The sequence below is a fragment of the Thalassobius sp. Cn5-15 genome, assembly GCF_022347685.1.
Lineage (GTDB): Bacteria > Pseudomonadota > Alphaproteobacteria > Rhodobacterales > Rhodobacteraceae > Thalassobius.
This window is the reverse complement of sequence record NZ_JAKRGF010000006.1, coordinates 86,825-106,681: the sequence shown is the minus strand read 5'-3', so window position 1 is coordinate 106,681 and position 19,857 is coordinate 86,825. Positions and strand designations below refer to the sequence as shown.

The following is a 19,857-nucleotide window of genomic DNA, read 5'->3' as shown; positions in this document are numbered from 1 at the left end:
ATCGGGATGCGAAATCGCACCCCGTTCAAGTGCCCGTTTACAGGGTCACTTCTTGATCCGATAGGCCTTATGACAGGAACGACAGGTTTGCCCGACACCGCCCAGACCGGCCCTTAGTGCCTCTAAGGATGACGTATCCAAAGCGGCAATGGCTGCGTTCATTGCGACAGATTCGGTCGTAAATCCGTCCCACTGCTCCCAGATTGCGGGGCGGGCTTCACTGTGGGGGTCGGTGGCGGGTGGTTCAAACGTCGGCAGCACCTGCGCCGAGCTCTTTTCAAGCGTGAGCTTGGCCGCTGCAGCAGCGTCGGCGTCAAAGGCGATCTTGCCCTTGGCCATACCGCCGAGCGTTCCCATTTGCTTGCCGATCGTTTCCATCACATTCATACGGGCCAGAACCTGCGGGTCCTTTACCCCTTCATGGGCAACGGCGGGCAAGGCGATCAGGGTCAAAATTAAGGGAAGCGTGCTACGTTTCATGAGATATCCTGCTGGCTGTTTTGCGTGCCATCTCAGCCTAACGGAAAGCCCCCCGCCTAGCAGTGACTTTTTCGTCAAATCATCCACGACCTTGATTTCGACGCCAATCAGGGCGACCTTAGGGGGTATGAGCATTCAACACACGACGCCCTTTCCGCGCCCCGCGTTGCCAGAACAGGTTTCTTTTCACCGCACAGAATTGGCTGTGATCCTATCGCTTTACGGCCGCATGGTCGCGGCGGGCGAATGGCGCGACTATGGGATTTCAGCGCTAAAGGACCACGCGGTCTTTTCTATCTTTCGCCGAACGGCAGAAAACCCGCTTTACCGCATCGAAAAACACCCGAAACTGCGCCTGAAACAAGGCCAGTATTGCGTGATCTCGATGGAGGGCCAGATGCTGAAACGCGGCAATGATCTGAAAACGGTGCTGCGTGTGCTGGAGCGAAAACTGATCCGGTCGGTCGACTGAGTTAAGCTGTTTTTCCGGGTCGCGGCAGGCGCTTGTGCGCGGTCACCGGTCCGTCACCAGCGGCGGCGATACGGGCAATCGCGGCATCCATATCCTCATAACAGGTGGTCATCGAATGGGCGTTGGCGTGCAGGATACGGTTCTTGCCCGCAACCAGCGCCACGTGGCCTTTCCAGAACAACACATCCCCTTTGCGCGGTTTAGTCCCCGTTGGCAGCAGGCGCCCCAGAAGCGCCTGCTGCTGATCACTGTCCCCGGGACATGGGATGCCGCAGGAAAGACACGCCGCCTGCACGAGGCCCGAACAGTCGATTCCCCAGATCGAGTTTCCACCCCAGAGGTACGGCACGCCCAAGTACCGCTCTGCGGCCGCCAGTATATCCTCGTCGCGCACCGTCGCGTCGCGCAGATGGATCATCGGGACATAGCCGTCGGCAACGACCAGAAACCCGTCTTCTTCGCCGCGTGAACACAGGCCGGCGCCAAGGCTCAGCGCCAAGCGCTCTGGCGCTTTGAAGTTGGGCTCATAGTAAATGTGGGTGGACCGTGCGATCACCCGATGGCTGGGTTCGCGACGATCTTCCAGATCCTCGGCACGTATGTAGCCGACGTATCCGTCCCGCTTGGCCTGCACAAAACACCAGCCACCGCGGGTTTCAAAGCTCAGCACCGGCTCACCCAGTACCAGCTGACGCTCGCGCCTCCCCAATGGTTCGTGCAGCAGGTCAACCACCGGGCGGGCCACGATGCGCAGATCGCCATCCACAAATGCGGGCGCATCCACTTTGCCCTCCAGACTGCGCGCCGCGACGCGCGTGTTGGCGGGGATCTGACGGCGGTCTAACGTATCGGTCGTCATCGGGCTGGCCTCAGATGTCCAACAGATCCGGCAAAGCCTGCAGCAGGGCGCGGGCGCCCATACCAACGCCGCCCTTGGGCCGTGCTGGCGCGCTAACCGGTTGCCAGCCGTAGATATCGAAATGGCTATAACGCACCCCCTCACCGGCAAAGCGGCGCAGGAACAGCGCGGCGGTGATCGCGCCACCAAAGCCGCCCTTGGGCGCGTTGTCCAGATCGGCAATGCCCGGTTCGATCTGTCCCTCATACGGGTCCCAAAATGGCAGGCGCCACAAAGGGTCCGACACGTCGCGTGACGCCTGCATCAGGCGGTCGGCAATTCCATCCTCGTCACAGAAGAACGGCGCGAGATCGGCGCCAACAGCCACGCGCGCCGCGCCCGTCAGGGTCGCCATCGACAGCATCATGTCGGGTCTTTCTTCGGCACCGTATGCCAGCGCATCGGCCAACACCAGACGACCTTCGGCATCCGTATTGTTGATCTCTACCGTTAGACCCTTGCGCGACGGCAGAATGTCACCGGGGCGAAAGGCATTGGCCGACACTGCGTTTTCTACCGCTGGCACCAACACCCGCAGTTGCAGCGGCAGGCCCAGCGCCATGATCATATGCGCTAGCCCCAGAACGGTGGCCGCGCCGCCCATATCCTTTTTCATCAAACCCATGCTGGCGCCGGGTTTCAGATTCAGACCGCCCGTGTCAAAGCACACGCCCTTGCCCACCAGTGTCAGTTTCGGCCCTGTGCTCCCCCAACGCACATCAATCAACCGCGGTGCGCGATCACTTGCGCGCCCCACCGTGTGGATCAAAGGAAAGTTCTGATCGAGGAGGTCATCGCCCGTCGTCACCGCGATCTGCGCCTGGTGCTGATCTGCCAGCCTGCGTGCCGCCGCTTCCAGAGAGTCAGGCCCCATGTCATTGGCGGGGGTGTTGATCAAATCGCGGATCAGAAACTCGCCCGCAGCGATCGCTTCCACCTTGGCGGCGTCCACTCCTGCGGGCGCAACCAACGTAACAGGCTTAGGCTGACCACCTGCGTAGCGATCAAATTTATAAGACGCCAGCAACCAGCCCAGCGCCTCAACCTCTGCTACATCAGCGGGCAGGCCAGAGGCGATCTGATACGCCCCTTCGGGCAACGCAGGCACCGCAGCAGCCAAATGGAAACGGGTGCGTTTGCGCTGTGCCGGGGTGCCGTACCCCACCAGCACCTCTTCAATCGCGCCGCTGGCGCCGGGGATCAGCAGCACCTTGCCCAATGCAGGTTTGTATTCAGACCCACGTACCCAAGTCTGAATACGGGCGGGTTGTTGATCCAGCCAATTTTGCAGGCTCTCTGCATCGACCAGATGCATGGCGATGGGGGCATCGGCGGAGCTGGCAAAACGTGGGGGCATGCGGCGAACCTTTCTGGCAGAGGTGTTTCACCCTTAGCCTAAGCCCTCCATCCGCAGCTGCAAGCCCCCTTTGCACCGCCGCATCCCAACCCTAAGCAACCGAAATAGCGTATCCCCCGCGACGCAAGCGCAGCACACTAAACGTTGACACTGGCCTGTGCATACTCTGTTGCCGCAGCCCCCTGCGCCACAAGGCGGTGCAACCGCGCCATCAGGGCCGCCGCAGCCACAGTATCCCCTTGATCCAAAACCGTTTCCATCTGCGCCACGGACACCCGCAGGGATGCCAGTCCCACCTGCATTGATACCACACTGATATCGCGCAGATTTGCCCGCACCACCGCAAGGTTTCCCTGCGCCAGCAGCATATCACAATCCGCGACCCGTTCCGCGATATCAGCCAACGCACGCCCCACCAAACGATCCGCACAATGGCGCCCCAGATCATGGTAAAGCTGTGCCAGTTGCACGACGTTCACATGTATGCGTTCGACCGGCACCAGCCGGACAACCTCGCAGGCATCAGAATCAACAGTATGAGAATGATAAGTCAATTTCATTTCAACACCTTATCAACCCGAATAGCCGGTCATATTTCGCAGCAGGCGCAGACAAAATGGCACCAATTCCTTCCCAAATCGTTTAACAGACGCGCGCGCCCCATCAAAAAGGTTTCAAATACCGTAGTTTTGCCCTTAGAACGTTGCAAACATCGAGAAGGACCAGACATGAAGCACGCCAAGCCCCTGCCCGGTTATCTGGTGCATCGTTACCAAGGCTGGAAAGCAACCACCCACGCCGAGAGCCAGAACTGGTTCCGCCGCCTAGGTACCGAAGCCCAACGCCCCCGCGCTATGGTGATTTCTTGCTGCGACAGCCGGGTGCACGTTACCTCGCTGTTTGGCGCTGATCAGGGCGAAATTTTTGCCCACCGCAACATCGCCAACCTTGTTCCGCCCTGTGAGTTAGACGGCGGGCGCCACGGCACCTCGGCCGCGCTGGAATATGGCGTGACAGCACTGAAGGTTTCGCACCTTGTGGTCGTCGGCCATTCGGCCTGTGGCGGCATCAAAGGCTGCCACGACATGTGCGCCGGTCATGCGCCGGAACTGGAACAGGAAACCTCTTTCGTTGGCCACTGGATCGACGCCCTGCGCCCCGCCTATGACGCCACCACCGGCATCGAAAACGAACAAGAGCGTCTGCGCGCGATGGAACAGCGAGGCGTTGTCACCTCGCTGGAGAATCTGATGAGCTTTGACTTCGTCAAATCGGCCGTCGATGCAGGGGATCTGACCATCCACGGCCTGTGGTACGACATTTCCGAAGGTGTACTGGAAGAATACAACGCCGAAGAGGATGCGTTCCGCGCGTTGTGACTGCCAAAACAACATCAACACCCTAAGGACGGCCCCTAACGGGGCCGTTTTTGCATGTGCATAATTTAATACGACGTCGCAATCATCACCCTGATGGTGAAAAATCAAGCGTAAACCACTGTATTTTGAAAAGATTCCTTTACCTCAGGCATGCTGCACCTCACGCATTTGTCTGAAAACTTTTGTTGATGGTAAAACCACGGTCTATCGCCTGATTGAAACGCCTGTTAACCGTTCGCTCAGGAATACCCACGCCAGTCGCATCTAGCGTTTCTGCCAGAACAAATCTCAAGCCAAGTTTCCAAATAACCCTTTGATGTCATTCACATCAAAGACGTGAAACCTGAAACTTATCTTGAGTGTCACCATGACAAATTCTCGACGCAGCACCGCGTGGCTGCTGTCTACCTGCGCACTTGCGCTGCTGCCCGCTCACGCCTTTTCTCAGGAACAGGATTGTTCCGCCAAAGACCAGATCGACACCCCCGCCCAGTGCCAGGCTTCCGAGGCAAGCGGCGATGATACAGCCGTCATGCTGGAAGAAATTACCCTGCTGGGCAACAAAGCCCCAGTGGAGGTTCTGAAATATCCCGGGTCCGTCACAATCGTCGATTTTGACGAGGAAACTCAAGCCTCCACCGCGATCGAGGCGCTGAAAAACGTGCCTGGCTTCGGCTCTGGCGGGGACCGTGGCCGGTCAGCGGGCCAGCAATATACGGTCCGAGGCTTCGGCTATCAGTCCGAACAACGGGTCATCGTCAAAGTGGACGGCGTCAAACGATCACCCAGCCTATTTTCCAACCACGTCTCCAGTTTCCGCACTGATCCGACCATCGTAAAGCGGGCCGAGGTCGCCAAAGGCGGATCGACCATGCTGCACGGCTCTGGCGCGATTGGCGGCGTAGTCGCCATGCAGACGAAAGACGCCTATGACTATCTGTCGGACGGCCAAAACGTCAGCCTGACCACCTCTCTGCGCTATGAAACAAACAACGAGCGGTCGGGCACACTGACTTGGGCTGGGGCTTCGAAAACCCTGCCGATTGATTTCATATTGCATGGCCGTGTTGTCGGCGCAGGCGACGTCAAACTGGCGGACGGCGGTGCCAATGGCACCACCAAAACAGACAACGATTCCACCACCTATAACGGGTTCGCCAAACTGGGCATTGATCTCAGCGATGATCAACGACTGGTCTTCTCGCTGCAGAGCTACACACAGGACCTGAACACCGTGTGGCAAACGCTGTATCACAGCGAAATCGATCTGGATGATCCGGTAGTCGGCGAGTTGGTGCAACGCGAAGCTGTGGCTCACTACAGCTATGATCCGACTGGCAACGATCTGATCGACTTTGAAGGACGTGCTTATGCATCAACCGGCTACTATGATCGCGGTTATGAGATCTACGACCTGCAATACAAGAACGAGAACACCCGTTGGGGCACCGCGCTGAAAAACATCGCCCGCTTCAACACCGGTTCGTTCAGCCACCGCCTGACCACCGGTCTGGACTATGAACATCTGGAAGAGGATTCCTCCTACGTCCGTCAGGGTGTTGTTTCGCCCTTCGCGATGCATCCGGCAACATCGACAGATCTGGGTATCTATATTCAGGATGAGATCAGCACAGCTGACGAACGGTTCACTCTGACCCTTGGCGGTCGCTTCGATAAATTCACCCGTCAGGTCGATGGCGGCAGAGAGTTCAGCGGCGAAAACTTTGCCCCGCGCATCGGTGCCGCCTATGAAGTGGCCGATGGCATCACACTGTTGGCCAACTATGCTAAACCTTCCGTGCGCCGCTGGTCACGGAATACGCCGCCGAAGGACCGCAAAACCCGCATTACTGGTACATCCCGAATGCGGATCTGGAACCAGAAAAGGCGAAAGAATACGAAATCGGCTTCTCCGTCGACAAGGATGGCCTGCTGAACGACGCCGACTCGCTGCGGTTCAAGGCGATGTATTTTGAAGGCGATATCGAGGATATGATCTCCTTCGAGGCGCTGGGGCGCGACCCGATCCCCGGTTACGGCCCGCTGAGCCCTGATTACAACAACCACCAGCAATTCGGTCAGTATCAGAACATCGAAGCCGCCAAACGCCGTGGTCTGGAATTGGGTGCAGATTACTGGGTCAACGACTGGCATCTGGAAATGTCGTTCGAACATCTGGACATCTATAACAAAAAAACCCGCGAAAAGACCCCGCAGGGTTTTGCCGACAAGTTGCACCTTGCCGCCGCCTATACCTATCAGCCGTGGGATTTGACGCTGGGCGCTGAGGTGAACCATTGGTTCAAACCTGACCAGAACCCCGACAGCTATGTGTCGCGCGGCACCACCTACTACCGCGTGCGTGATGATTACACGCTGGCCAACATCAAAGGCACATGGAAACCCAAGACAGGCAAATACGCTGGTGTGGAGCTGGTTGCCGGTGTGAATAACGTCTTTGACAAACAGTATATCAACGCGCGGTATTCTGAGACCACGTCAATGGTTGGCAATGAACGAAACTACTTCGTACAGTTCAAGAAAACCTTCTGAACTTTACAAACGCGGCGCTTAGGTGCCGCGTTTTCCGCCCCCGCTGGCAACACAGGATCAGTATTTCAGCACTCCTAGCTCACAGCGCGCATCTGCTTCCTTCTGGTCGATACCATCAGGATGTGTTCTCCGCCGACCGATATAGGCCAGATGGCCGCGCTGATTGACCACGGCCATACGTAAACGGACACCGTTCTATACTCTCCGACAGTGCATCAGGCAGAAAGCCCAACTTGACCTCAATATAAAACGCAGCGAGGGTCTCAATTGCCCACAGGAGTTGGCCAAAGGCCGCTAGTCCGCCGGAGCTAACGATTAAATCACCATTCCCATCATGCACAGCGGCCGGACAGACCACCATATACACAATACAAAAGAGTCCTGCATGATCGCAGAACCCTTTCGATACATGGCAGAGGAACCGCGGTCAGACTGACATGCAGACGTATTTCATTTTTTCTCGCGGACGAAGGGCGAATGATCGATCACATCACATATCCATTAGGTATCTGATACTTATAGTGTTTTCCCTTGTGTCAGGTTCAGTAATGCTCTTTACAGCTATGGGAAATGTTCCAATAGTGGGGTTAAAATGTCCCAATAAGAGGTGTCGTTCGTGTCTAATTTTAGTCCACGCAGTGGTAAGGCCAACTACATAAAACCCCGTGGGAAGAGCTTCTATTATCGTCGTGCGATACCACCTGAGTTTCGATGGATGTTTGGTGGTAAATCTGAATGGAACATCAAGCTTGAAGGGCCTACGGATGCCAGCCGTCGTGCTGAAGCAGCAGCACTTGCCCATCAGCACAACAAAGCCATGATGTATGATGTCATGGAAGACGTGAAGGTTACTGATGATGATATCGCAATGCGGCTTGATTTCACACCAATGACTACCCGACCATTTAAATTTCGACGGGATGGTCAGGTGGTTGAGACCTTCAAGATCGCGATATCTGATGATCCCGATTATCTCAGGCAAGCTGAGAGGGATGGCTATTTTGGAATGCGGCAAGAAGAAGGGCTTGTGCAGGTAGGGTTGGCGCAGATCAATCAAGCTATACCCCGTTCTGAGGGTACCGAACTGGAACTGAATGAACTCAAGGCTGCGAACTACACACGGCAGATTGACGAAATGGTGCCAGCTAGTGGTGATACACTTCGGTCAATTCTGCCTAAGATGCATAGCCAGAACAATCCACGTGCATCTACAAGGGCCAGTCATCTGCGTGCCGTTGAGGAGTTCATTGCTTTGCATGGTGACTTGCAACTGGCTGCAATCACTAAACAACATTTGAACGACTATGTTGAGCATCTATGTGGTGTGCGTAACAAGGGTAAGCCTCTGGCACCAACGACCGTCCAGCAGCGTTTAGAGAAGATGTCAGCCATCCTTGAGTTTGCGACCAGTGTTGATGCTGTTGAATATAATGTCGCCAAGGCAGTCAAAGCACCTAAGGATAAACGTCCTATAGGTGATCAGACTTATAAACCGTTTACCAAGGCCGAAATCCGTAAGCTGGTTGAAGTGGCAACACAGATTTGGACCGAACGGAAGTACCAGGCGCATCGTACACGGATGTCACGTGTGACGGATTCGATCACTGCATTGCATATGCTGATCTGGACTGGTGCAAGGCCCGAAGAGATTTGTCAGCTTCGGCTGGCTGATGTTGATTTGGAACGTCGTGGTATCATCATCACGAATGAAAGTGATGACCTTGGGGTACGAAGGCGGATTTTGAAGAATGAAGAGTCAGTACGTGGCATCCCGATTCACCATCGACTGCTTCCGAGTCTTGAAGAGCATATCGAATACATCAGGTCGGTTAGTAACTCAGGTCTACTATTCCCGTCATTCGTACCAGGTACGGAAAAAGGAAGGTACGCCAGCCCGATAGGATTGGACTGGAGTGCGCATTTCCGTCCGCATGTATCCACTGATCCTCAGAAGGTGTTGTATAGCCTGCGTCATAGCTGGGCAGGTGCATCGAAGGATGTAGGTATGAGTGAAACCATGCGCAATGCCATCATGGGACACACGTCAGACTCCAAATCAGCTTCGGCGAAAAGGTATACGCACCACTTTGATGACCTGCACAACCAGTTGGAGTGGGTTGATAAAATGGACTGTATTGGCGGGTGAAGATCAAGGTGGTGAGACTTTGAAGAGTCTTAATGTTGCACGTCACCCAAGAGTTCTACCCAGTCCATATCGTATTACCTGGTGCTGAGCATGAGGTAAGTTGAGTCTGCCTATTGCAGCGTTAATTTTTGACACCCAAACGTCATCTACTTTGGATAGATGCCAACTGTAGTCTTTTGGGCTTTCTATCATCTTCCAAGCCATCTTGAGATGAGTGAAAAGTGGATCACTGTTGTGAGGAGAGATGCCTAACACCTTTAGGGCTGCTTCACAGTCGCGCAATGTAGCATAAGGTGTAGATAGAGAACGAATTGGTGTGCCGACTGCAATTTCTTTAAGATGTAAATTGGAACAGGCTTCTTCAATCCAATCAGTTGCACATCTTAGGTGAGACATGTCCCGCAGGGCTGCGTATCCAGAACGGAATATATGCTTGCCTATACGAAGACTTAAAAGTTGCTCTCTGCATTTATTGCTAAAGCCTTCAATGGCCTGCAATTCTTCTAATAAAGATGCATAATCGAATACGTAAAGCATTTCTTGGGCGCATCGGTAGATGGCGTAGTTTCTTAGAAATACGTAGCCGATGTCCGCCACCAATGCTGGTTCTGCTAGTGCATTGCTGCCCATTAACCTTTCAAGTGGCAATGACAGGTCCAAAGCTTCTGACAGTTCTTTCGTGTAAGATCGCTTTGGATTATATTGTGCCAACGATGCGGCCAACCATCCAGATTGGTCAACTACTATTCGTCCCTCAAGTTGCAAGTGCTTTACAAAGAGGCTTCCAGCATTTGCAACATTCTGAAATCGTGTGCGTGAATAACAAGATACAGACCATCCAGATTCAGTCCATTTAGAAATAATTGGCCTGATTTCTGACAAGTCTTCCGCAACGATCAGTACGTCTCGGTCGCTTAAGGCATCATCGGTTGCTCTTGCAGATGAACCAAAGATACAGATGCTGACATTTTGATTTACATCGTGTGTCATGGACCTATCCGTCTAAAGATTGTTGACGCTGCCAAAGCAAACATGAAAAAACCGATCAAGCCTTGAAGAGCCATGATCATTTTTCCAGCCGTACAATTTGGGGTGATGTCGCCGTAGCCTATAGTCGTGAGGGTGATGACGGTGAAATAAAGGGCATCCCAGTATGATTCAATTTTGGGCAATCCCATAAAGTCACGAAGCATAAAGTTCAAAAGACTAAAGATCGCAATTACGAACGCAACGCCGAGCATGAAATTTTTCAGTTTCACGCCAGCCCCCCAAAGCCCCCAAAGTTGACGGCCTCTATATCTCATATGAATATTTAATGATTTTCTCTTATCTTTCTTCCATGCGCGTTTTGCTTCATATTTAAATTGATATCCCTTCCAAAGGTTGAACTTAAATGTGGCATCAATTGTGAAGTCGGGCTGGTGTTCATCATTGGAATTGTTCATCAGCCTTTGATAAAGGTGAACGCCTATATTTTGATGTGAGGTCTTTGATAGGCAGCCATCAAAACTTGCAGGATCAATGTAAACGTTTTTGAACTCAATCTTGTAAGGATTTGTATCTATGAAAGCGCAGTCGTGAAACTCACACCCTTCAATTGTGCTGCTAACGAATAAGCATTTCTGAAATGTGCAATTATGAAAGTCGATGTTTTTTATGACGGTGCGCGTAAAGCTAACGTTTACAAACTTTTTATCTCGGACTTGCTTGCGGTATGCGGAGTCCGTTCCAGATAACTTGTCTGGTCGAAACAAAATATTTTCAATAGTATCCTGGTCACCTTCTAAGATGCTGAACATGTCTTCAGAGCTTTCGACCTCATTATAAGGTTCAGAAAGTCTGAAAAAATTACGTGATTCTGCTGTGGTTGAAGGTGAATCGTTCTCCATGCGCGAGACCATACAGCGTTGTTACAAATAGCTACAGATCATAAAGGCCGTTCTCTCAAATGGTCGTTTTCAACTTCTTGGTTGCGGTTCATCAGCATACACGCACTCGGTCTTACCTTCACTGGTACTGGTTGTCTTGATGCCTCATCTCTAAACCTGACCCGCAGCCCGATATTCTGTTGATGGATTGCACGAAGGAGGATGCATGAAGGTAAGATATCAGCTTCAGCTTTCTAATGGTGCTCCACCCAGTGAAAGATGCACATTTCTGGTTCTGGATGATGTGGTGGACTTCAGGTGATCTACATCCCCCACCTTGCCAATGCAGCCTCAGCCTTGTGTGGTGCGTCTCTGATCCGCAGAACCGTTTGACGGGTTAAATCATGGTTCTTCGCAACTTGGCCCACACTCATGAACTTCAGGTCACTAGTGACAGCATCAAACTGCTTACGGTCATAGCCAGGTTTTCTTCCACGGTACTTCTTTGCATCAGATTTGGCAGCAGCAATACCAGCGGTTTGTGCTTCCTTTTGCACTTCAGCCTGCGCCTGTGCTGTTGCTGCCATGAAAGATATCAAGGCATCACGTACTGCACATTGCATGGGGTCTTTGGTGGAGCCATCAAAACGCATACGGTTGATGATGGTTTCGATCACCACACCTTCACGCATGAAGTGTCGGATCGTATCCGTAACATCCTCGTAGTTTCTGCCAAGCCTATCGACCCAGCGTACAACAAGCGTATCACCTTCCCGCAACATATCGAACAGACGCTGGCCGTTTGGGCGGTCTTGAAGTTTGGTGGCGATACCAGAAACACCATCATCACAAATGACTTTGTCAAATTTGAATCCAGCTTCCTCAGCCTGGACTTTCTGGTGTTCGATGTTCTGTTCTGATGTGGATACACGGGCGTAGAATACAGTGGCTATGACATTGCTCCATTTTTACGTAAGGGTGGTGTCCGTATATGTGTTTGTCCGTATGGATAAATCAACCCTTATGGACGCGATAACGTCGGAAATCTCGGATACCTTTAGGGTATACCCTTACGGTCATCGTCCCTGCTCTGAATGTGGTTGCGAAGCGGGATATCAACCACTAACCGTAACGCATGAATGCATCAAAAATCGTTACGGCTTGTAGGCATTGCAATGCTGAACTGTCACCAGAAACACATCGCTCTGATCGGAAGTTTTGTTCTGACAGGTGCAAGCAAGCTGACTATCGACGCAGACGGAAGGTCAAAGATAATCCCGTTGAAGCATTGGTACGTGGTAACAATGCCGATCTGATCAGAGAAGTGGCAAGGCTCTATGCTGATACTGGTGTTACCATTGCGGATGTCACTTATGGCAAAGGCGCATTCTGGCGTAAGACTCCGCATCTAAACGTCACGGGATCAGATTTGTTGACCGTACCAGAACGGCCATATGACTTTCGCAACCTTCCTTATCACGACAGTTCTTTTGATATTGTCGTTCTTGATCCACCGTATCTTGTATGGCCTGGCAACCATATGTCTGATGACCGCTACCGTAACGCTGAGACCACCAAGGGCATCGACTACAAGGGCATTCGTCAATTGTACCATGATGGCCTTAAGGAAGCTGCACGGGTCGCCAGGCGGCAAATCTGGGTCAAGTGTAAGGATACAGTAGAAGGACCACGACAGCGTTTCTTACACGTCCACCTATTGCAAGATGCTGAGGCTTTAGGGCTACGCGGTCGTGACCTGTTCATTCTGGATGCAACCAGCAGGATGCCAAACAATCATTGGTCCACTCAGAAACATGCACGGAAAACCATGTCGTATCTTTGGGTCTTTGATGTCATCAGTTGATCATCTGACGCTCCACTGAACCCCTCTCAGGCGCGGCCAAATGGTAGGAGGACCACGACAACCATCTTCACCTGCCTGCGTTCTGATTTGATCACACAGGTGATTATCACCGACGATCAGTGATCGTAGGTCACGCCATGTCAGACCATATAGCAACGCATCAATGATGGTCTTACTGGACAGCCATATCTTACGTCTGCGATGTATCCGCTTGGTGGAGACTTCCGTCTTGGCAGCTTGTACCAGTTCACGAATACGCCGTCGTGGTCTATGGTATGTGTCAAAGGCGTAGTCCCACTTCTCTGGTGATCTTTTCCTAAGCTGACAAAGACGTTTCGGTGTCAGAAAACGGTTTTGCCCAGTACGGATACCCTGAAGGTCTAACTCATCGCTTATCTCTTCATATGAAGGTTTCTGACCACCACCACGATAGGTCATGTTGGCTATGACGGATAGAACCTGTGCTTCTCTTTCATCAGCCAAGCGTGTCTTCGTGATTGATCCTTTCTTTGAATGTTTGGCGATGTCAGGAGAACCAAATGCCTGTCCATCCGCCATAAGTCGTGCGATTGCTTTGAACTGCGCTTCACGTTTGGCGTTTGTCAGTTCTTCCACCTTGTGGTGATGATTTAGTTCGATGATGTCATCCACGTTCATCCCAGTGGATGCGTCATAGATACGCTTACCTAAGCCTTGCTTCTGTATGAGTTCAAATACTTCAGCCCGTCTGGAAATGCGATCATCACTGGATACCAGAAGAATTTCGGATTGATGACGCTTCAGGTGTCGAAGGCATTTACGCAGACCTGTGGCCATTCGGACTTCTGTATCACAACGACCAGATATGACTTCCTTAACGCTGATGTTGGTAGAATTGGATATGGTAAATTCTGGATAGTGATCCTTAATGCACTCCAGTTGATATTTATAACCATCCTCAGCCTGCTTAGGTGTGCTTACCCTTCGATATAGATTGGCTTTCCCTGCTATGATGGCCTTTCGAATAACGTCTGAGTGCATCACACCACCATATGTAAAACCTTGACTATAGGTAGGGTCACCTCAGCGCATATGGCGCTGGAATTACATGTATCGGTGGCCTTCAGTCTGGTGGTCATTGGGCAAGGATTCGTTGGTCTGGTACGTCATGACGCACCACGGTGAACTGGTATTTATGTGATCCGACGATGACATTGCCCACTTGGATGCAAGGTAAGTCCAGAACGGCGTGTGAGACTAAATATGGGTGTAATCCATCAGGAGAAAAACCATGTCAGGAACCCGAAATACCATCCGTAATCTGGACCCCGATCTTGTGACCGAAGCCAAGGTGCATGTCCTTCAGACAGGCCGTCGTACACTTGGGGAATTGGTCACAGATGCAATTGAACTGTTGATAGATCACGAGACCAGTGACGATACTTCCATGGCTGATCCTCACACACCATCGGCGTGATTATGTGTAAGGCAATAGTATGCCATGGGGGTGGAATGCCCCCTGTGACGAGTTTTGACATCGCATAAATCCCTGTGTGGACACTATCTGGAATCGGACCAGATGGATGGCATCAGTGAATGTGCACCGCGCAGCATCAAGGTAGGAATATAGGTGCTTCCATTCAAGGAAAATGCGAGGCTATTTTGATTTCGTGATCGAACTTATGTTCCTGAAGAATAAACACTTTTCATTCGTCATGAATGAAGTTTCATTCCTCAAGAACGGTTTTGTAAAGCACAGAAATCCCAATAAAATATGGCCTTCTGGATTCACCCATTCGGCCACTTTCTTGTGGGTTTTTTTATTCGTCACAAATGAAAACTGCTCAGCCCATTGAAAACTGTAACATTTGCATCTCGTACCAGTACTTCTGGTATACGGCTGAAGTTGAGCGTCACACAAATCTGATCGAACTGCGCTTTGTGGCTAAGATAGAGGAACGGCTAACAAAGGATACGCATTATTTTATACCGCAGCTTAGGTCTAGTTTAGGTTCAAGATTTACCGATGCTGCGATGCGTTTGAAAGGTCGGTTTGACCATTGATGTCAAATACTAGTAGGTTGAAGACCTTTAAGTGGTCCCTATTTCGGCGTCATTTGCTCTCAAACTTGGAGAAGTCTGGCTGCAAAAATTCCTTGGATTGTGGATACCTTGAGTCCCAACCGAACCAAGGTTCATCATCGGTTGTAGACAGACGTTTTTGCATGAGTCTAGTGACAAGGCCGCCTTCGTCAAAATCATCACGTGGTATGTAGTACGGCTCAATTCCGCGTCGGCAGAAAAGCGTGCGGAATATGTACATGCGGTCACTTGCCTCTGGTTTGGTTTTATAAAGCGTGTAGCCCACCCGATGAAAATTCAGGAATCCATCCCTGTAGAAAATAACCCACTTCTGCTCCATGGATTGCGGACGAAAACCACGCTTGAGAAGTTCCAATTCGCATTCTGTGACTTCCAAATTCAAAGGCTTTTCTATGAACTTCGCTTGCATTCTAAGTAACTTGGCCTTCTAAAACAGACAGATTAACAAAGGTGGAACTTCGTATCTCGCATGCCTGAAGTTACCATTCATGGACAGAACATCAATGTCCGCTTTGTGCGCAGAACGGCCATCGGGTCAGAAATGCGTGACGTTGCACAACATGCGTGATGCTCCAAAGTTGATGTTCAATCTGCACCTTGTAAATGAGAACGCATCAACCAGATTGTGATGATTGCGGCACCAGGCGATCAATGACGGCAATAATGTCGGGCTGACGATTTCTTGGATCGACCACACCATGATCAATATGAACCTTATCCACACTTTTTTTTGTACAGACGAACTGCTATGAGTATACGGCCTGTCAAACTGTCTGGCCAAGCGATGTCGGCAAAGGCGTCAATCAGATAGGGTTCGAGTAAGCCTTCATATTCTGCGATCTCTATGGCCTGAACCTTTCTGTGGTGCATCTTGGTGATATCAATCGGCCTCATCCCCATCTGAAAGCGGATGTGGTTGCGATGAAGAAGACGTTCATAAACCTGCTGACGCTGGTTGCTGGTCGTAAGGGTAATGGTGGTGCTAACGATCAATGTCACCCAAAGCTTCACACAGCCCTTCTCGAAGCCCCTGTAGGCCCTCTGGTCCACCACGAACCCATATGATCATCATTGACGCTTTACGACGCTGTACCCATGCTGTCCGTTCATCAGCATCCATACGGCACCAGGAATAATAGAAGCTACCACGATACTCATCACGCAAGTTGTTCAGGGCTATGTTGATTTCCTGTACCCAGCATTCTGTGGTGAAACTGGGTATGGTGTCAGGTGGTAATTTCGGATGCAGGAACGAACCACCATAGCGGTGCATGATCCGTTGTATCCAGTTATGCCTGATACGGACATTCCGCACTTAGCTACCTGATGTTGATAGCTGGTGATGTGCTTCTGCTTCCATCTCTGAAACCAGTGTCGGGTTCGCAGCCCGCCATGCCAAATAAGCCGCATAACCACGCTGGTTAACTTCAGCCCGTTCCACTGCTGTCATTGTCGCATAGTCGGTTGCATCAACATCAGGAAGAAAGCTGAGTTTCACCGCAGTATATGTACTGGTACAGGCTTCGACTTCAGCACGATCCAATAGGCGTGTTTCAGCAGCTTCACTGCACAAAAAGTATGATGCGATCAGGGCAAGGGTTTCGGCAGTCATTCAGGCTCCTTAGATGACGGATTTTCCAAAACACGCCATCACAGGACTATTTTGGAATCATATACATCATTATATGACGGATACAATCCTTATCCGCCATATCAATTGACTGCACAGGGAGATGAATTTCGGTGATGATGACGATCAAGCAACATCCTGAGGCTGATACCTATGGACACCAAGGTCCCCAACAACATTGCCAAACTCCGCAAACAGATGGAGTTATCACAGGATACTTTGGCAGGCCGTCTGGGAATTTCGGTGACCCAACTCTCCAGATTGGAGCGTGGCCTATCATCTCTGACGCAGGCGCGGATGAACCAGTTGGCAGAAGTGTTCGCAGTAGAACCACACGATCTGTACCGCAACGCAACATCCAAGGAGCGGCTTGAGTTGAACGTGATGCGTGATGTGATCGTCCAACTGGACGAAATGATAAGCCGCTTGGATGTCAGCCTCACACCACAACAGCGTGGTGATCTAACAGTGGAGTTGTACCGACTGGAAGTGGACGGGCTTACAGATGAAGCCCTGACCGATCATGTGGTAAATCTCAAACGCTTTGAAGGTATGGTACGGGCATTGGGTTCGTAAAATTTCACCCGAGAGTGTCGGTGAAAGCTACAGGACCATGGGGACCATTTTAGTGGTTATGCACTGCTTACTTTGTCCCAATAGTGAGGTGCTTCTGTCCCAATAAGGGGTTTCGATTTTTCACAAAACCCCTTATTTTTATGGTGTATTTATACGGACATGCAGATGTATTTCAGTTCCATGTAGTCTTCCATCCCATGATGGCTGCCTTCGCGGCCAAGTCCGGATTGTTTGACGCCACCAAAGGGCGCCATTTCGGTGGAGATGATACCTGTGTTCACACCGACGATGCCGTACTCCAGTGCCTCAGCCACTTTGTAGACGCGACTTAGATCCTTGGCGTAAAAATAGCTGGCGAGGCCAAAGATCGTGTCATTGGCCAGTTCGACCACTTCATCCTCATCCTTGAAACGGAACAGCGGTGCCAGCGGGCCGAAGGTTTCATCGGTGGCAAACTGCATGTCCTTGGTGGCGCCGGTCACAATGGTCGGCGGCAGGAAGTATCCGGCCTCTTGCGTCGCGTCAGTGTCACCCAGTATCACGGTCGCGCCTTTGGCTTTTGCATCCGCGATATGGTCCTGTACCTTGGCAATGGCCTTGTCGCTGATCAGCGGCCCCAAATCGGTGCCTGCCTCCAGACCGTCGCCGACCTTCATCCGTTCAACCGCTGCCTTGAGTTTGGCGGCAAAGGCGTCATATACACCGTCCTGCACATAAATGCGGTTGGCGCAAACGCAGGTCTGACCATTGTTGCGGAATTTGCACATGATCGCGCCCGCGACTGCCTCGTCCAGATCAGCGTCATCAAAGACGATAAAGGGCGCGTTGCCGCCCAACTCCATCGAACATTTCATCACCTGATCGGCAGCCTGACGCAGCAAGATCCGCCCCACATTGGTGGAGCCGGTAAAGGTCAGCTTGCGCACCGCGTGGTTTTCGCAGAATTCCTGCCCCGTTCCCGCCGCATCAGTGGTCGGCAGAATCGACAGAACGCCCTTGGGAATGCCCGCACGATCGGCCAGAACGCCCAGCGCCAGCGCCGACAACGGCGTCAGTTCTGATGGACGCGCCACAAAGGCGCAGCCCGCCGCCAGCGCCGGAGCAGCCTTGCGGGTGATCATCGCATTGGGGAAGTTCCACGGCGTGATCGAAGCGGCAACACCGATGGGCTGTTTCATCACCAGGATGCGCTTGTCACGCTGGTGGCCGGGGATGGTCTCGCCATAGACACGCTTGGCCTCTTCGGCAAAAAACTCGATAAAAGAGGCGCCATAGGCAATCTCGCCCTTTGCCTCAGCCAATGGCTTGCCCTGTTCGGCGGTCAGAATGGTGCCCAGATCGTCCTGATGTTCCATCATAAGATCGAACCAGCGGCGCAAAACGGCACCGCGCTCCTTACCAGTCCAGCTGGCCCAGTCCTTTTGCGCGGCTTCAGCCTTGGCGATCGCCTCTGCCACCTGTGCGCGACTGGGATCAGTCACCATGGCAATCACATCCCCCCGCGCCGGATTGGTCACAGCAAAGGTAGCACCATTGTCACTGTCGACCCATTCGCCCGCTATGTAGGCCTTGGTCGCCAGCAGCTCAGGATCCTTCAGCAGTGATTTCAGATCGGTGGTTGACTGTGTCATTGGCGGCTCCTCCCAGCGTGTCTTTGCGATATCTCTGGCATAGGTGGATCATCTGGCGCTAGGATTGTCCAGAAAAAGTGATCAAATTTTTGGAGTGCCCGATGAAACCAGCGATGGAACTGGACGACGCCTATAGCAACGGTGCCTATATCGACGGCGCAGAACACTATCCGCCCCGTTGGACAAAGGCGGCGGCAGGCTTTCGCGAAGGCATGCTGGAGGCTGGTTTAGCGGAGCTGGAAGTCCCCTATGGCGACAGTGCGCGCCAGTGTTTCGATCTGTTCAAACCGGAGGACGCCCCAAAGGGACTGCTGGTCTTCGTGCATGGGGGCTACTGGCTGGCCTTTGACAAATCCACATGGTCGCATCTGGCCCAGGGCGCGGTGGCGGCAGGTTGGGCGGTGGCAATGCCCTCCTATGACCTATGCCCGCAGGTATCAATTTCCGAAATCACCCATCAGATCGCTCGCATGATCCCTGTTGCGGCCGCGATGATCGGCGGCCCGATCCATCTGGCGGGTCATTCTGCCGGGGGCCATCTGGTGGCCCGTATGGCGGTGCCGGGGCTGTTGCCGGATCAAGTCGCGGCGCGAGTGAAACGGGTGATGCCAATTTCACCCGTGGCGGATCTGCGCCCATTGCTGAAAACCTCAATGAACGACAAGTTCAAGATGGATGCAGTCGACGCCCGCGCTGAAAGCCCTGTGTTGCAGGGTCTTCTGGAGGGCGTCGACGTGACCGTTTGGGTCGGCGGCGAAGAGCGCCCTGCCTTTCTGGAACAGGCCACCGCATTAGCCGAAGCCTGGTCTTGTGACTGCGTGATTGACGCAGGCCGTCACCATTTCGATGTGATCGACGGCTTGATGGAACGTGACGGGCGGATGTTGGCACGGTTGCTCGGTTAACCATGCCAAGGCGCTG

General features: G+C 52.4%; 19 protein-coding genes and 1 pseudogene. 8 read left to right on the top strand and 12 right to left on the bottom strand.

Annotation, left to right across the window (positions count from 1 at the left end; genetic code table 11):
- Positions 1-45 precede the first annotated feature (45 nt).
- Positions 46-480: a cytochrome c gene (locus MHM86_RS13625; RefSeq protein ID WP_239200555.1), complete on the bottom strand. Its 435-nt coding sequence runs from the start codon at positions 478-480 to the stop codon at positions 46-48.
- Positions 481-607: 127 nt separating this feature from the next.
- Between MHM86_RS13625 and MHM86_RS13620 the strand changes: the two genes are divergently transcribed.
- Positions 608-952 (top strand): DUF2794 domain-containing protein, encoded by a 345-nt coding sequence (locus tag MHM86_RS13620; RefSeq protein WP_239200554.1) that lies wholly within the window; start codon positions 608-610, stop codon positions 950-952.
- A gap of 1 nt (position 953) precedes the next feature.
- On the opposite strand, the gene MHM86_RS13615 is transcribed toward MHM86_RS13620, so the two are convergent.
- The 3 genes from MHM86_RS13615 to MHM86_RS13605 form a co-directional block, all read right to left on the bottom strand.
- On the bottom strand, positions 954-1,811 hold the full coding sequence (locus MHM86_RS13615) for an NlpC/P60 family protein (protein WP_239200552.1): 858 nt from the start codon (positions 1,809-1,811) through the stop codon (positions 954-956).
- A 10-nt stretch (positions 1,812-1,821) separates the two neighbouring features.
- A complete protein-coding gene (locus tag MHM86_RS13610; protein WP_239200551.1) occupies positions 1,822-3,207 on the bottom strand; it encodes a M17 family metallopeptidase in 1,386 nt (461 codons plus the stop codon).
- A 137-nt stretch (positions 3,208-3,344) separates the two neighbouring features.
- On the bottom strand, positions 3,345-3,767 hold the full coding sequence (locus tag MHM86_RS13605; RefSeq protein WP_239200550.1) for a hypothetical protein: 423 nt from the start codon (positions 3,765-3,767) through the stop codon (positions 3,345-3,347).
- 168 nt (positions 3,768-3,935) lie between these two features.
- Between MHM86_RS13605 and MHM86_RS13600 the strand changes: the two genes are divergently transcribed.
- The 3 genes and pseudogenes from MHM86_RS13600 (at position 3,936) to MHM86_RS17170 (ending at position 9,285) form a co-directional block, all read left to right on the top strand.
- Entirely contained in the window at positions 3,936-4,586 is a 651-nt protein-coding gene (locus MHM86_RS13600; RefSeq protein ID WP_239200549.1) for a carbonic anhydrase, read from the top strand.
- A 367-nt stretch (positions 4,587-4,953) separates the two neighbouring features.
- Positions 4,954-7,139, top strand: a pseudogene (locus MHM86_RS17115) (TonB-dependent receptor domain-containing protein).
- A gap of 616 nt (positions 7,140-7,755) precedes the next feature.
- A complete protein-coding gene (locus tag MHM86_RS17170; protein ID WP_239200548.1) occupies positions 7,756-9,285 on the top strand; it encodes a tyrosine-type recombinase/integrase in 1,530 nt (509 codons plus the stop codon).
- Positions 9,286-9,327: 42 nt separating this feature from the next.
- Here the strand turns inward: MHM86_RS17170 and MHM86_RS13585 are convergent, their stop codons facing one another.
- The 3 genes from MHM86_RS13585 to MHM86_RS13575 all read right to left on the bottom strand — a co-directional run bounded on the left by MHM86_RS13585 (position 9,328) and on the right by MHM86_RS13575 (position 12,061).
- A complete protein-coding gene (locus MHM86_RS13585) occupies positions 9,328-10,275 on the bottom strand; it encodes a hypothetical protein (protein WP_239200547.1) in 948 nt (315 codons plus the stop codon).
- A complete protein-coding gene (locus MHM86_RS13580; protein WP_239200546.1) occupies positions 10,272-11,174 on the bottom strand; it encodes an ion channel in 903 nt (300 codons plus the stop codon). The genes MHM86_RS13585 and MHM86_RS13580 overlap by 4 nt, the downstream gene beginning before the upstream one ends.
- A 302-nt stretch (positions 11,175-11,476) precedes the next feature.
- A complete protein-coding gene (locus MHM86_RS13575; protein ID WP_370644160.1) occupies positions 11,477-12,061 on the bottom strand; it encodes a recombinase family protein in 585 nt (194 codons plus the stop codon).
- Positions 12,062-12,288: 227 nt separating this feature from the next.
- Here MHM86_RS13575 and MHM86_RS13570 point away from each other — a divergent pair, with 227 nt between their 5' ends.
- Positions 12,289-13,017 (top strand): hypothetical protein, encoded by a 729-nt coding sequence (locus MHM86_RS13570; RefSeq protein ID WP_239200545.1) that lies wholly within the window; start codon positions 12,289-12,291, stop codon positions 13,015-13,017.
- On the opposite strand, the gene MHM86_RS13565 is transcribed toward MHM86_RS13570, so the two are convergent.
- Positions 13,018-14,037 carry a recombinase family protein gene (locus tag MHM86_RS13565; RefSeq protein WP_239200544.1) on the bottom strand — a complete coding sequence of 340 codons (1,020 nt, stop codon included), beginning with the start codon at positions 14,035-14,037 and terminating at the stop codon, positions 13,018-13,020. It lies immediately after the preceding gene.
- Between the two features lie 250 nt (positions 14,038-14,287).
- On the opposite strand from MHM86_RS13565, the gene MHM86_RS13560 reads away from it, so the two are divergent.
- Positions 14,288-14,473, top strand: coding sequence for a hypothetical protein (locus tag MHM86_RS13560; protein ID WP_239197424.1), 186 nt, complete (start codon positions 14,288-14,290; stop codon positions 14,471-14,473).
- Between the two features lie 636 nt (positions 14,474-15,109).
- On the opposite strand, the gene MHM86_RS13555 is transcribed toward MHM86_RS13560, so the two are convergent.
- The 3 genes from MHM86_RS13555 to MHM86_RS13545 form a co-directional block, all read right to left on the bottom strand.
- Complete coding sequence (locus tag MHM86_RS13555) at positions 15,110-15,508, bottom strand: hypothetical protein (RefSeq protein WP_239200543.1); 399 nt, start codon at positions 15,506-15,508, stop codon at positions 15,110-15,112.
- Positions 15,509-15,813: 305 nt separating this feature from the next.
- Positions 15,814-16,098 carry a hypothetical protein gene (locus MHM86_RS13550; RefSeq protein WP_239200542.1) on the bottom strand — a complete coding sequence of 95 codons (285 nt, stop codon included), beginning with the start codon at positions 16,096-16,098 and terminating at the stop codon, positions 15,814-15,816.
- Between the two features lie 316 nt (positions 16,099-16,414).
- On the bottom strand, positions 16,415-16,711 hold the full coding sequence (locus MHM86_RS13545) for a hypothetical protein (RefSeq protein ID WP_239200541.1): 297 nt from the start codon (positions 16,709-16,711) through the stop codon (positions 16,415-16,417).
- A 171-nt stretch (positions 16,712-16,882) separates the two neighbouring features.
- On the opposite strand from MHM86_RS13545, the gene MHM86_RS13540 reads away from it, so the two are divergent.
- Complete coding sequence (locus MHM86_RS13540) at positions 16,883-17,305, top strand: helix-turn-helix domain-containing protein (protein WP_239200540.1); 423 nt, start codon at positions 16,883-16,885, stop codon at positions 17,303-17,305.
- Positions 17,306-17,454: 149 nt separating this feature from the next.
- Here the strand turns inward: MHM86_RS13540 and MHM86_RS13535 are convergent, their stop codons facing one another.
- Positions 17,455-18,936 (bottom strand): NAD-dependent succinate-semialdehyde dehydrogenase, encoded by a 1,482-nt coding sequence (locus tag MHM86_RS13535; RefSeq protein ID WP_239200539.1) that lies wholly within the window; start codon positions 18,934-18,936, stop codon positions 17,455-17,457.
- A 113-nt stretch (positions 18,937-19,049) separates the two neighbouring features.
- Here MHM86_RS13535 and MHM86_RS13530 point away from each other — a divergent pair, with 113 nt between their 5' ends.
- Positions 19,050-19,841 carry an alpha/beta hydrolase gene (locus tag MHM86_RS13530; RefSeq protein ID WP_239200702.1) on the top strand — a complete coding sequence of 264 codons (792 nt, stop codon included), beginning with the start codon at positions 19,050-19,052 and terminating at the stop codon, positions 19,839-19,841.
- The last annotated feature ends 16 nt before the right edge of the window (positions 19,842-19,857 follow it).